The 12,029-nt window shown below is 58.9% G+C and carries 12 protein-coding genes; 8 read left to right on the top strand and 4 right to left on the bottom strand.

Annotated features, from left to right (window positions below):
- The first annotated feature begins 10 nt into the window (after positions 1 to 10).
- The 4 genes from AC3IUE_RS30150 to fba all read left to right on the top strand — a co-directional run bounded on the left by AC3IUE_RS30150 (position 11) and on the right by fba (position 3,127).
- Positions 11 to 1,174, top strand: a complete 1,164-nt coding sequence (locus AC3IUE_RS30150) for a phosphoglycerate kinase (RefSeq protein ID WP_033060390.1) — start codon at positions 11 to 13, stop codon at positions 1,172 to 1,174.
- A 34-nt stretch (positions 1,175 to 1,208) separates the two neighbouring features.
- Positions 1,209 to 1,430, top strand: coding sequence for a hypothetical protein (locus tag AC3IUE_RS30145; protein ID WP_046045274.1), 222 nt, complete (start codon positions 1,209 to 1,211; stop codon positions 1,428 to 1,430).
- 56 nt (positions 1,431 to 1,486) lie between these two features.
- Positions 1,487 to 1,819 carry an MliC family protein gene (locus tag AC3IUE_RS30140; RefSeq protein WP_489264512.1) on the top strand — a complete coding sequence of 111 codons (333 nt, stop codon included), beginning with the start codon at positions 1,487 to 1,489 and terminating at the stop codon, positions 1,817 to 1,819.
- A 243-nt stretch (positions 1,820 to 2,062) separates the two neighbouring features.
- Positions 2,063 to 3,127 carry a class II fructose-bisphosphate aldolase gene (fba, locus tag AC3IUE_RS30135; protein ID WP_046045276.1) on the top strand — a complete coding sequence of 355 codons (1,065 nt, stop codon included), beginning with the start codon at positions 2,063 to 2,065 and terminating at the stop codon, positions 3,125 to 3,127.
- Positions 3,128 to 3,293: 166 nt separating this feature from the next.
- Here fba and AC3IUE_RS30130 read toward each other — a convergent pair whose 3' ends face one another.
- A complete protein-coding gene (locus AC3IUE_RS30130; protein WP_489264511.1) occupies positions 3,294 to 3,587 on the bottom strand; it encodes a fructose-bisphosphate aldolase in 294 nt (97 codons plus the stop codon).
- A gap of 485 nt (positions 3,588 to 4,072) precedes the next feature.
- Positions 4,073 to 4,741 carry a polysaccharide lyase family 7 protein gene (locus AC3IUE_RS30125; RefSeq protein ID WP_056739033.1) on the bottom strand — a complete coding sequence of 223 codons (669 nt, stop codon included), beginning with the start codon at positions 4,739 to 4,741 and terminating at the stop codon, positions 4,073 to 4,075.
- 323 nt (positions 4,742 to 5,064) lie between these two features.
- Between AC3IUE_RS30125 and AC3IUE_RS30120 the strand changes: the two genes are divergently transcribed.
- From AC3IUE_RS30120 to AC3IUE_RS30110, 3 genes are read left to right on the top strand one after another with little or no spacing between them, the layout of a single operon-like run.
- Positions 5,065 to 7,188 carry a putative bifunctional diguanylate cyclase/phosphodiesterase gene (locus AC3IUE_RS30120; protein WP_462000074.1) on the top strand — a complete coding sequence of 708 codons (2,124 nt, stop codon included), beginning with the start codon at positions 5,065 to 5,067 and terminating at the stop codon, positions 7,186 to 7,188.
- Positions 7,189 to 7,233: 45 nt separating this feature from the next.
- Complete coding sequence (locus AC3IUE_RS30115; RefSeq protein ID WP_033060381.1) at positions 7,234 to 7,725, top strand: M48 metallopeptidase family protein; 492 nt, start codon at positions 7,234 to 7,236, stop codon at positions 7,723 to 7,725.
- 31 nt (positions 7,726 to 7,756) lie between these two features.
- Complete coding sequence (locus AC3IUE_RS30110; protein ID WP_008151963.1) at positions 7,757 to 8,053, top strand: winged helix-turn-helix domain-containing protein; 297 nt, start codon at positions 7,757 to 7,759, stop codon at positions 8,051 to 8,053.
- 108 nt (positions 8,054 to 8,161) lie between these two features.
- Here AC3IUE_RS30110 and AC3IUE_RS30105 read toward each other — a convergent pair whose 3' ends face one another.
- Positions 8,162 to 8,614: a GNAT family N-acetyltransferase gene (locus AC3IUE_RS30105; protein WP_046045281.1), complete on the bottom strand. Its 453-nt coding sequence runs from the start codon at positions 8,612 to 8,614 to the stop codon at positions 8,162 to 8,164.
- Positions 8,615 to 8,871: 257 nt separating this feature from the next.
- Between AC3IUE_RS30105 and AC3IUE_RS30100 the strand changes: the two genes are divergently transcribed.
- Positions 8,872 to 9,609 (top strand): substrate-binding periplasmic protein, encoded by a 738-nt coding sequence (locus tag AC3IUE_RS30100; RefSeq protein WP_489264510.1) that lies wholly within the window; start codon positions 8,872 to 8,874, stop codon positions 9,607 to 9,609.
- A 58-nt stretch (positions 9,610 to 9,667) separates the two neighbouring features.
- Here AC3IUE_RS30100 and yccS read toward each other — a convergent pair whose 3' ends face one another.
- A complete protein-coding gene (gene yccS, locus AC3IUE_RS30095) occupies positions 9,668 to 11,851 on the bottom strand; it encodes a YccS family putative transporter (RefSeq protein WP_489264509.1) in 2,184 nt (727 codons plus the stop codon).
- Between the last annotated feature and the right edge of the window lie 178 nt (positions 11,852 to 12,029).

The raw sequence follows: 12,029 nt of genomic DNA, 5'->3' as shown, positions 1-12,029 counted from the left end.
ATTGCGACCCATGACCGTGTTGAAGATGACCGACCTCGATCTGCAAGGTAAGCGCGTACTGATCCGCGAAGACCTCAACGTCCCAGTCAAGGACGGTGTTGTCACCAGCGATGCGCGAATCCTGGCCTCGCTGCCGACCATCAAGCTGGCCCTGGAAAAAGGCGCGGCCGTGATGGTCTGCTCGCACCTTGGCCGTCCGACCGAAGGCGAGTTCTCGGCCGAGAACAGCCTCAAGCCAGTCGCTGACTACCTGAGCAAGGCTCTGGGTCGTGAAGTGCCGCTGGTGGCCGATTACCTGGGCGGCGTTGACGTGAAGGCCGGTGACATCGTGCTGTTCGAAAACGTGCGCTTCAACAAAGGCGAGAAAAAGAACGCTGACGAACTGGCCCAGCAATACGCCGCCCTGTGCGACGTGTTCGTGATGGACGCCTTCGGCACCGCTCACCGCGCCGAGGGTTCGACCCATGGCGTGGCCAAGTTCGCCAAAGTCGCGGCCGCTGGCCCGTTGCTGGCCGCCGAACTGGACGCACTGGGCAAAGCCCTGGGCGCCCCGGCTCAGCCAATGGCTGCCATTGTTGCCGGCTCCAAGGTCTCGACCAAACTCGACGTGCTGAACAGCCTGAGCCAGATCTGCAACCAGCTGATCGTCGGCGGCGGCATTGCCAACACCTTCCTGGCGGCTGCCGGTCACCCGGTCGGCAAGTCCCTGTACGAGCCGGACCTGCTGGACACCGCTCGCGCCATCGCCGCCAAGGTCAGCGTGCCGCTGCCGGTCGATGTCGTGGTTGCCAAGGAATTCGCTGAAAGCGCCACCGCTACCGTCAAGCTGATCGCTGATGTGGCTGCAGACGACATGATTCTGGACATCGGCCCACAGACCGCGGCGAATTTCGCCGAGCTGCTGAAGTCGTCCAAGACCATTCTGTGGAACGGCCCGGTGGGCGTGTTCGAATTCGACCAGTTCGGTAACGGCACCAAAGTGCTGGCCCAGGCCATCGCCGAAAGCTCGGCATTCTCCATCGCGGGCGGCGGCGACACCCTGGCCGCCATCGATAAATATGGCGTTGCTGATCAGATCTCCTACATTTCTACCGGTGGCGGCGCGTTCCTCGAGTTCGTCGAAGGTAAGGTTCTGCCGGCCGTTGAAGTCCTGGAAAGCCGGGCCAAGGCCTGAGGCCGCCCATTTGACCAGGCAAAGGAGTGTTCAGATGGTCAAAACATTAGCGCTGTTGATTATCGCGGGGTCGCTGGCAGCTTGCGGGAGTAACCCGAAAGCTCCGAAGGTGCCCGAGACGCCTGAACAGGACAAAGGCTGCTACCAGGCCGACTGGCAGGCCGAAACCAATCCGGTGATCAACAAGCGTTCCGGGCCTGATGGCCTGGACAAATACGAGACACAGACCCCGGCCAAGGAACATGGTTGCCCTTGACGGGTCTGACACTTTACTCAGGGCTGGCGGCGTGCGCCGTCAGTCGAGGAACATGGATGAAAGGTTTTATCGCCGTTACGGCGCTGGCTCTGCTGGCAGGTTGCTCCAATTTGAACCTGTTCAAGCCTGCCGAATCGACGGACAGCTGGACCACCTGGACCTGTGACAGCCAGGCCAAAGTGCTCTGGCGCTACACCGACGAAAGCCGCAAGGAAGTCGACGTTCGCCTGGGCGGTGCCGATCAGGTCTACCGCTTGAAGCATGAGCCGGGCGCCGAAGGTTCGCTGTACAGCAATGACATGCTGGCGTTTCACATAAAAGGTGAGGAAGGCCTGGTGTACTGGGTCGCCACCAATGATTTGATCGGCCGCGGTTGTAAAGCCGAGTAAGACGATTGATTTGATTCACAGAGATCCAAATGTGGGAGCGAGCTTGCTCGCGATTGCGGTCTGACAGTCGCTGCACTGTTGGCTGCCAGGCCCCCATCGCGAGCAAGCTCGCTCCCACAGGGTTTCTGCGTACTACCGAATGAGCGGGCCGGGGCAACCCCCGATCTGCAATAACTTGAATAGCCGCCGCCGCTACGGCAGGCTGGCACGATTAACGACCCTCAACCGGGAGATACACACACAATGGCACTTATCAGCATGCGCCAGATGCTGGACCACGCAGCCGAGTTCGGCTACGGCGTTCCAGCCTTCAACGTCAACAACCTTGAGCAGATGCGCGCCATCATGGAAGCCGCTGACAAGACTGACTCCCCGGTGATCGTCCAGGCTTCGGCCGGTGCTCGCAAATACGCCGGCGCACCGTTCCTGCGTCACCTGATCCTGGCGGCAATCGAAGAATTCCCGCACATCCCGGTGTGCATGCACCAGGACCACGGCACCAGCCCTGACGTCTGCCAGCGCTCCATCCAACTGGGCTTCAGCTCGGTGATGATGGACGGTTCCCTGGGCGAAGACGGCAAGACCCCGACCGACTACGACTACAACATCCGCGTCACCCAACAAACTGTAGCCCTGGCTCACGCCTGCGGCGTATCGGTAGAAGGCGAGCTGGGCTGCCTGGGTTCGCTGGAAACCGGCATGGCCGGTGAAGAAGACGGTATCGGCGCCGAAGGCGTTCTGGATCACAGCCAAATGCTGACCGACCCGGAAGAAGCCGCTGACTTCGTCAAACGCACTCAGGTCGACGCCCTGGCCATCGCCATCGGCACCAGCCACGGCGCGTACAAGTTCACCAAGCCGCCTACCGGCGACGTGCTGGCCATCGACCGCATCAAAGAAATCCACAAACGCATCCCGAACACCCACCTGGTGATGCACGGTTCGTCTTCGGTTCCGCAAGACTGGCTGGCGATCATCAACCAGTACGGCGGCGACATCAAAGAAACCTACGGCGTACCGGTTGAAGAAATCGTCGAAGGCATCAAGCACGGCGTGCGTAAGGTCAACATCGACACCGACCTGCGTCTGGCATCCACCGGTGCGATGCGTCGCCTGATGGCTACCAACCCGAGCGAGTTTGATCCGCGTAAATTCTTCGGCGCGACTGTTACTGCCATGCGTGATGTGTGTATCGCACGTTATGAAGCGTTTGGTACGGCGGGTAATGCTTCGAAGATCAAGCCGATCTCGTTGGAAGCGATGTACCAGCGTTACCTGAAAGGTGAGTTGAACGCTAAGGTTAACTAAGCCTTTGGTGTTTGAATCGCATTAAAAAACCCGCCGAGAGGCGGGTTTTTTATGGTCGGAGATTTTTACGCGGCGCAGCTAATGCTCGGCGAATCAATGTCACCTATAACGGACATTTTTAAGGATCGAGGCAGAAAAGTCCGATATGGGTGACATCCATCTTATTTTAGCGGTTCGATTTCTCGTCAAACCCACGTTGCTCAATCACCCGAAACACATCGCTCACATCCTGGACCATGATCCGGGCGATGTTGGTGACGGTGTTGATGTCGTTCTCGGCATAGTCCGGCAGGCTGGTGCAGGCCGTGAGGTTCAGATATTTGAGGACGGCGTTGAGGCGTTCGCTGACGCAGTTGTGGAGTTCGCGTAGCGGGGCGTCGCTGTTGATGAGCAGGACGGGGTAGTCGGTGGCGAATTGGGACATGGGGGTGAAGCGGCGGGGCGGATTGTTCATTGTCATAAGTAAATCTTCCTTGTACCTAAAAGGAGAGTTACTCGTACCGTAAGGGCTGCGAAACCCTGTCGCCAACGATGTCAGCGACAGGTCAACTTTAGGCAGCGATTCGGGTGACCGCAGCCGGGCTGTAGGGCGCCGTCCCGGTCAACTGGCGAGACTGTTTGGTCTCGTTCGGTGGCGTAGCGGCAATAGAACCGGGCACTGCGGTGTGTCTGAGGAAATTGGGGGGGAGGGTTTGGGGCTGCTTCGCTGTCCAGCGGGAGCAAGCTCCCTCGCCGCGGTCGGAGTGGTCCTACGAGATTTTCGGATGCTGGGGTTTGTAGCAGCTGTCGAGCTTGCGAGGCTGCGTTCGGCTGCGTAGCAGTCGTAAATCAGACAACGCATTTATTCGGTTAGACCGGGTTCTGCGGGCTTGCGAGGACTTCGTCCTCGGACGCAGCCTCGCAGGCTCGGCAGCTGCTACAGAGATCGAGTTGTTCTTGGGAGCGTTATTTATCGTGATCAATATCCAGCTTGCTGAACGTCACTTTCCCGCCTTCGCTGGTGTACCCGGTGTGGTCCTGCACATACACCCCGGCCTTGAAGTACAGCGGCTTGACGCTCCAGGTCTTGCTGATGTCGGTGTCCCATTGGTAGCCCGCCGCACTGATGCCCAGCGCGCCGCGCGGGCTCAGGTGGATGAGGTAGGAAAACTCCCGATCCAGTTTCACCCCGGTAGCAATGGTGATTATCCGTGCGCTATCGTCATCAGGGTGCATACGAACCTTGGCGACGATGTTGCCCGACTGCGTGCTGGTCGAGTACTGATACTCGAGTTTCACCATGGGTTTCTGGCTTTCATAGGCGTGGATCTGGCCGATGACGATCTTGCCCGAGCTCGGTACCTGGTTCACCGCCAAGGTGGCTCGCAGGGTATTGTCGGCGTCCGGGTAGAGCCAGTTTTTCAGGGTGCCATTGCTGTAGGTTTCGCGAAGTTCGGTGCGGGCATACTTTGCGTTTTCAGTTTTGGAGCCGGTGACCGGGGCCCAGAAAAACAAGGTGCCGGTGTCGGAGTGGAAGTATTGATCCTTGAAGCCATCCACCAGTTTTGACGTTTCAACGGTGTACGGCGGATTGCCGACGGGAACGCTGAGGTTCCAGGTTGCGAGATCGATCATAGACAAAAGCTTCCACGGATTTTTTGCTGCACGCACGTTCCAGAAGCTCTGGCACGCGCCTTGGGGGCAATCCTTATAATCGCAGAAGTTCAATTTGTTAATGCGTAAATGACAAACGGGTGACGTCAAAATCCTGTTAAAAGGCCATCTTTCCCGGTTTTAGGGGGCTGTGGCGCTGACCGTTAGTCGGCAAATGGACGCTTTGGTTAAATGATGGCGTACTGATAGCTTCTGCTTTTGCGGAACCCGGTCTAGAGTGAAGGCTTAGTATTTGTCCGGTTTTCACGAGAAACCGGCCTGACGTCCCGCATAAGAGAAGCAGCATGGAATGCGCGCAACCCACGCCAGCTGAAGGCAACTCAATTCTTTTAATCGTTGATGATTACCCTGAAAACCTGATCAGCATGCGCGCGTTATTGCAGCGCCAGGACTGGCAGGTCATGACCGCCGCCTCGGGCTTCGAGGCGCTCAGTCTGTTACTCGAACACGATGTCGACCTGGTACTGCTGGATGTGCAGATGCCGGGCATGGACGGTTTTGAAGTGGCACGCCTGATGCGCGGAAGCCAGCGAACCCGCCTCACGCCGATCATTTTCCTTACCGCCAACGAACAGTCTCAGGACGCCGTGATCAAGGGCTATGCCAGTGGTGCGGTGGATTACCTGTTCAAACCGTTCGACCCGCAAATTCTCAAGCCCAAAGTCCAGGCGCTGCTCGAGCATCAGCGCAATCGCCGTGCGTTACAGCGTCTGAGCCACGATCTGGAGGTCGCGCGCGCGTTTAATGCCTCGGTGCTCGACAATGCCGCCGAAGGCATCCTGGTGGTCGGTGAGGACGGTCTGATCCGCTTTGCCAATCCGGCGATGTCGCGGCTGCTCAATGCCACGGTGCAAGACCTGCAAGGCAAAGAATTCCTGGATTTCCTGCAAAATCCGCACATCCCGATCTGGGCTGACTCCGAGCTGTTAGCCGGTTACAAACGCGGCGAAACCCTGCGCCTGCACGATGCATTGCTGCGTACGGCGCCCGGTCAACAGGTGCCCGTGGCGCTGTCCTGCGCACCGTTGCCCAGCGAACAACATGCGATGGTGGTGACGGTGCTGGACATGTCGGTGGTGCGCCATCTGCATCAGCAACTGGAGTTTCAGGCCGTCACTGACCCATTGACCGGGCTGCTCAATCGTCGCGGCTTTTACCAGACGGCGGAAAACCTGCTGTTGCGGGGCGACCGCTCCGATAGCGCCTGGGTGCTGCTGTATCTGGACCTCGACGGCTTCAAACGGGTCAACGATTCCCTCGGTCACGATGCCGGCGACCGGGTGCTGCGTTGGGTGTCCGAGCAGTTGAAGGCCTGTTTGCGGCCCTTCGACATTCTGGCGCGCATGGGCGGTGATGAGTTCACCGCGTTGCTGGATCTGGAGTTCCCCGAGCAAGCGGCAAAAATCGCCGAGAAGCTGATTGAGCGGGTGTCGATCTGTCAGCAGATCGATGGTCTGGATATCGCGTTGGGCGCCAGCATCGGCATCGCGACGTACCCGGATTGCGGTTCCAATCTCGACGGTTTGTTGCGCGCATCTGACATCGCCATGTACGAAGCCAAGCGCGCCGGCCGTCAGCAATATCGCTTCTACGATCACGAAATGAACGGCCGGGCGCGCTCGCGGTTGATGCTCGAAGAAAGTGTGCGCGCGGCGATCGAGAACCGTGATTTCAATTTGGTGTATCAACCTCAGGTGGCCATTGCCAGCGGGCAGATTCGCGGTTTCGAAGCGCTGATCCGCTGGCAGCACCCGAGCGTCGGCGATGTACCGCCGGGGCTGTTTTTGCCATTGCTGGAAGAGGCGCGGTTGATCAGTCACCTGGGCAGCTGGATCTATCAACAAGGGGCGAGCCAGCGAAAAGCCTGGGAAACCTTGTTTGCCGACGACCTGGTGCTGGGCGTCAGTTTGAGCAGCACGCAGTTCGGCATGCCCAATCTGGTCACCGAGTTGCGCCAGGTGCTGGAGCGCCATGGTTTGCAGGCGCGCCATCTGGAAGTCGAGGTCACAGAAGAGGCCTTGATGCAAAACCCCGAGGAAACCCGTAAACAGCTGCGCCTGCTGCGTAATCTGGGGGTGCGAGTGGCCCTGGATGACTTTGGTTGCGGGCCGTGTTCGCTGTCTCATCTGCGGGATCTGGAGTTGGACACGCTCAAGTTCGACCGGCATTTGATTGCCCGGCTACTGGAGTCCTCACGCGATGCGGCGCTAGTGCGCAATGTGATCGAGCTGTGCAAGGAGTACGGGATGCTGGTGATTGCCGAGGGGGTGGAAACCGTTGCGCAATATCGGTGGCTGCAAGCCAATGGTTGCGAGTACGTGCAAGGGTTTCTGGTCGCACGGCCGATGATGGCCGAGGACGTCGGCGACTTTGTGCAGCCGTTCGACTGGAACACGCTGACCGGCTGAATTCGCTACACTGGCGACCTTTTCGTGAATCGTGTTGCCGCCCCAATGACCGCGTTGAAATACCTCCAGGCCTATCCTGCAGCACTGCAGGACCAAGTGCGCCAGCTGATCGCCGACGGTCGGCTGGGCGACTACCTGAGCCAGCGTTACCCGGAAAAACACCGGGTGCAGAGCGACAAGGCGTTGTACACCTATACGCTGGACCTCAAGCAGGAATACCTGCGTAACGCCCCGGCCATCGATAAGGTGTTGTTCGACAACCGCCTCGACCTGACCCACCGCGCCCTCGGATTGCACACCGCGATATCGCGGGTGCAGGGCGGCAAGCTCAAGGCCAAGAAAGAAATTCGTGTTGCTTCGTTGTTCAAGGAGGCGCCAGCCGAGTTTCTGAAAATGATCGTGGTGCATGAACTGGCGCATTTCAAAGAGTCGGATCACAACAAGGCGTTCTACAAGCTTTGCGAACACATGTTGCCGGGGTATCACCAGGTGGAGTTCGATGTGCGGGTGTACCTGACGTGGCGGGATATGCAATAGAGATCAAAATATCGCAACCGGGAGTGTTTAGATGGATGTAAGCAAGACCAAGAGCAGCTTCTATCGTCGGTTGTACGTGGCGTACCTGATTGATAGCGGGTTGGCCAGTAGCGTCCCGGCGCTGACCGAAGTGACCGGCATGCCCCGGCGCACGGCTCAGGACACCATCGCAGCGTTGGCGGATCTGGATATTGTTTGTGAGTTCCAGCAGGAAGAGGGTGCGCGCAATCATGCCGGGCGCTATCGGATTCGCGAGTGGGGGGCGATAGATCGGGGGTGGATCGAGCGTAATCTTCGGCAGATCAAAGCGGTGCTGGAATACCCCTGAACTGACGCGGTGACTGAACTGACGTCATCGCGAGCAAGCTCGCTCCCACACTGATCCGCGGCGCAACGAAGATCTACTGTGGGAGCGAGCTTGCTCGCGAAGGGGCCCTTACGGACGGCGCATCCCGATATGCGGAATGTCATCCTCGAGAAATTCCTCGCCCGCCACCACAAACCCGTACCGCCCGTAATACCCCTGCAAATGTGCCTGGGCCGAGAGATAGATCGGTACTTCAGGCCAGCGCTTTTCAGCCTGTTTCAACGCCTGTGCCATCAACTCATGCCCAAGCCCTGTACCGCGCGCTTGAGGGGCAATGATCACCCTCCCGATGACCACGTCGCCACCCTGTAACTCCGGGTCGAGCAACCGCAGGTACGCCACCAGCCGATCCCCGTCCCACGCCATTAAATGGCAGGTGTCACCTTCCAGATCCTGGCCGTCGACGTCCTGATAGACGCATTTCTGCTCAACGACAAACACCTCTGCACGTAACTGCAGAATGGCGTACAGCTGTTCTTTGCCCAGATCGCTGTGGTGTTTGCAGACCCAATCGATTGTCATCTTCACACTCCTTGAACATCGTCACTCCGATACTAAGCGCCCAGGCGAAAGATGTCTTTATGGCAGAGAAATCTGTGACAAAGGCCAAAATGCCATCATTCATTTCGCGCGGTCTTGTCTTGTTTGTGTAATCTGGGATGAAGCGCTGTGCAGTGGCTTCGATGAGCTAATGTCAGTACCTGGGTTTGGCAGTACGGGGGCCTTGGAGTTTTGGCTGAAAACACGTCGGGCGTCCCGCCCGCTAAGGATTTTCTAGCATGCCGCGATTGCATCGAGCCTTTGCTTTGATTGGATTGCTGTTGCTGACTCAAAGCGCGACAGCGGAAAAGCTGCGATTGGTAGCCGATGCCTGGCCGCCCTTTACCGACTCCACGCTGGTCAACGGTGGGCTGGCCACGGACATCGTCAGCACAGCACTGGCCCGGGCCGGTTATGCCAGTGACTTTGAACAAGTGCCTTGGGCGCGCGCCTTGCTGGGGGTTGGCGAGGGTCGATACGACGTGTTGGTCAACGCCTGGTACACCGACGATCGTACGAAGCTTGGCCAGTTTTCCGGCGAATACCTGCTCAATCGGGTGCGCTTTCTCAAGCGCAAAGACACACCGATCGAATACAACAACCTGCAACAACTGCATACCTACCCGATAGCGGTGGTGCGCGGTTACGCCTATTCGCCGGAGTTCGATGACGACGTGTCACTGCAGAAAGTCCCGGTGCACAGCTTCTCCATGGCGGTGCGCATGGTCATCGCCGACCGGGTCAAGTTGACGCTGGAAGACGAATACGTCGCGCGTTATTACCTGGCTCGGGAATCATCCAAGGTGCGCAATGCCGTGGAGTTTTTGCCCAAGCCATTGAGCGAGAACAGCCTGCACATCCTGGTCAGCCTGAAGAACCCCAGGCATGAACAGATCGTCGCCGGTTTCGACCGCGAGATCGCGGCAATGAAAGTGGATGGCAGTTATCAGCGGTTGATGGAACAGCACGGAATGTAAGCTTTGTGGTGTGGCTGATGGCCCCTTCGCGAGCAGGCTCGCCCAGCCACCGCAGATCTCAATCCTCGCTCGTATCTTTGATCAAATGCGCTGCCAACGTCCGCAATGGCCCAAGCTGACGGCAGATCAACGCCAACTGTGTCTGCACCAGCCGTTGGCCTTCATCGATTTCGTCCGGCATCTGTTCAAGCGTATTGGCCAGTGCTTCTTCCTCATCGCTTTGAATCGCAATCGGCAGTTTGCTCGACAAGCCTTGGGCAATTTCATCGATGCTGGCGGCCAGTTTCACGCCGGCGCCGTCGATCAAATGCTCGCGCACGTCGGGCGGTAGCTGGGTTTCCCGGTGTGCGCCCAGTCCGGATAAATAGCTGAGCAAGGTGTGCGACAGCACCAGGAAGCGGAACCCGACATCCGCTTCCTTACGGAAATGCCCCGGTTCCATCAGCATGTTGGCGAGCGTCGTCGACAGTGCCGCGTCGGCGTTGTGCGCATTGCGTCGGGCCAGGCGATACGCCAGGTCGTCGCTTTTGCCGGCAGCGTATTGCTGCATGATCTGGCGCAGGTAAATGCTGTTGCAGGTCAGGGTGTTGGCCAGCACTTTGTTCAGGCGTCGGCCCTGCCAGTCCGGCAGGAACAGAAACACCGCCAGCCCGGCGATCAGGCTGCCGAGCAAGGTATCGAACAACCGCGGCAGGAACAGCCCGTAACCATCCCCGACCTGGTTGAAGCAGAAGAGCACCATCAAGGTGATCGCGGCCGTCGCCAAGGTGTAGCGGGTGGTGCGGTTGATAAAGAACACCACCCCGGCGGCGATCGCAAAGCATGACTGGACCAAGGGATTAGGGAACAGATCGAACAGCGCCCAGGCCACGGTCAGGCCGATGGCGGTGCCGATGATCCGCTGGCCGAGTTTGCGGCGGGTGGCGCCGTAGTTTGGCTGGCAGACAAACAGTGTGGTGAGGATGATCCAGTAACCCTGAGACGGGTGGATCAAATGCACCATCCCGTAGCCGATGCTCAAGGCCAGGGGCAAACGCAGTGCGTGACGGAACAGCAATGACGTCGGTGTCAGCTGCGTGCGTAACCGAATCCACACATCTTTGAGGCTACGGGGCGAACGGTCGAGCAGGCTGCTGTCGGTGGCGTCGGCCAAGGCGTCGGGGTTGCTGGCATCGCTGAGCAAGCGATCGAGCGTGCCGAGGTTGGCCGCCAATGCCCGCAACGAACGCAGCAATCCGCGCCACGCCGGGTTGCTCTGAATGCGCAGGTGCTCGAGGGAGGCGTGCAGGTCGCTCAGGGCTTCGGCGAAGCTCGCGTCATAGATGAACGGCTGGCGCATCTGGATCGACTCGGCCAGCGCCCGGCAGGCCTTGCCTTGCTGGCGCAGCAAGCGCTGGCAGCGGAACATCACATCGCTGTGAAAGAAGGCATCTGCCAGGGCGTTGTAAGGGTAGTGCGAGGAACTGGCGCGCTCGTGGATGTCCTGAGCGAGGAAGTACAGCTTCAGGTAACGGCTGAGTTTCGAGCCCGGTCGACCATTGCCGACCCGGTGCAGGATGATTTCCTTGGCGGCGTTCAGCGCCGCCACGACACGACCGTTTTGCTGCGCCAGTTCCAGTCGACGCGCTTCCACGTCCATCTGCCGGATCGGCTCGAACAGCGACGATTTCAGCTTCAGGTAGTAACCCAGCTCTCGGAACAACCGCGCCAGGCTTTGCTGCACCGGCTGATTGGAAAACATCGCCTGCCACAGCACCGAGAGCAAACCGTACCAGGCCGCACCGGCCACCAGCAGCACCGGCTCGTGCCAGAAATCGGTGACTGCACCGCCGCGCTGGTCCACGCCGATCATGGTGTAGACCGACAGAATCAACGTCGCCGAGGCAATTGCGCCATAGCGTTCACCCAAGGCGCCGAGCATGGTCAGGCCGAAACTGGCCAGGGCCAGGGCGATGACAAAGACGACGGGATAGGGGAAGAGCAACTCGACGGAGAGGGCGGCGACGCTGAAGCACACCAGCGTCACGGCCAGTGCGTTAAGGCGGCCTTGCCAACTGTCGTCGGTCTCGGCCAGGGCGCTGGCGATGATCCCGAGGAACAGCGGGATCAGCAGCCCCATTTCATCCTTGTACCAACACAGCGCCATGCTGCCGGTCAGGGCGATGAATACCCGCACGCTGTAGCTGAATTTATCCAGCGCCCAGAGGCGACGCAGAGACTGACTAAAAGGGGTCGATGACATGAAGTGCGAGGGCCTTCCGAGGCAATGACGCTAAATTGAGCCAGTAATGACGCCGACGCAATGGCGCCGATCACATCTGACAGCAAAATCTGTTCCTTACTGCATCACGCATAACAACTGTAGGAGTGAGCCTGCTCGCGATCGCGGTGTGACAGTCACCCAATTTTTGACTGACAGA

The organism is Pseudomonas sp. GL_093, from assembly GCF_057837605.1.
This window is presented reverse-complemented; position numbering and strand designations above follow the sequence as displayed.

Bases quoted from the DNA above. Each gene is read 5' to 3' on its own strand.
- AC3IUE_RS30140 (WP_489264512.1), top strand. From the start codon at position 1,487: ATGAAAGGTTTTATCGCCGTTACGGCGCTGGCTCTGCTGGCAGGTTGC.
- AC3IUE_RS30105 (WP_046045281.1), bottom strand. From the start codon at position 8,614: ATGACAATCGATTGGGTCTGCAAACACCACAGCGATCTGGGCAAAGAA.
- AC3IUE_RS30115 (WP_033060381.1), top strand. From the start codon at position 7,234: ATGACCGCGTTGAAATACCTCCAGGCCTATCCTGCAGCACTGCAGGAC.
- AC3IUE_RS30110 (WP_008151963.1), top strand. From the start codon at position 7,757: ATGGATGTAAGCAAGACCAAGAGCAGCTTCTATCGTCGGTTGTACGTG.
- fba (WP_046045276.1), top strand. From the start codon at position 2,063: ATGGCACTTATCAGCATGCGCCAGATGCTGGACCACGCAGCCGAGTTC.
- AC3IUE_RS30130 (WP_489264511.1), bottom strand. From the start codon at position 3,587: ATGACAATGAACAATCCGCCCCGCCGCTTCACCCCCATGTCCCAATTC.
- AC3IUE_RS30120 (WP_462000074.1), top strand. From the start codon at position 5,065: ATGGAATGCGCGCAACCCACGCCAGCTGAAGGCAACTCAATTCTTTTA.
- AC3IUE_RS30145 (WP_046045274.1), top strand. From the start codon at position 1,209: ATGGTCAAAACATTAGCGCTGTTGATTATCGCGGGGTCGCTGGCAGCT.
- AC3IUE_RS30100 (WP_489264510.1), top strand. From the start codon at position 8,872: ATGCCGCGATTGCATCGAGCCTTTGCTTTGATTGGATTGCTGTTGCTG.
- AC3IUE_RS30125 (WP_056739033.1), bottom strand. From the start codon at position 4,741: ATGATCGATCTCGCAACCTGGAACCTCAGCGTTCCCGTCGGCAATCCG.
- AC3IUE_RS30150 (WP_033060390.1), top strand. From the start codon at position 11: ATGACCGTGTTGAAGATGACCGACCTCGATCTGCAAGGTAAGCGCGTA.
- yccS (WP_489264509.1), bottom strand. From the start codon at position 11,851: ATGTCATCGACCCCTTTTAGTCAGTCTCTGCGTCGCCTCTGGGCGCTG.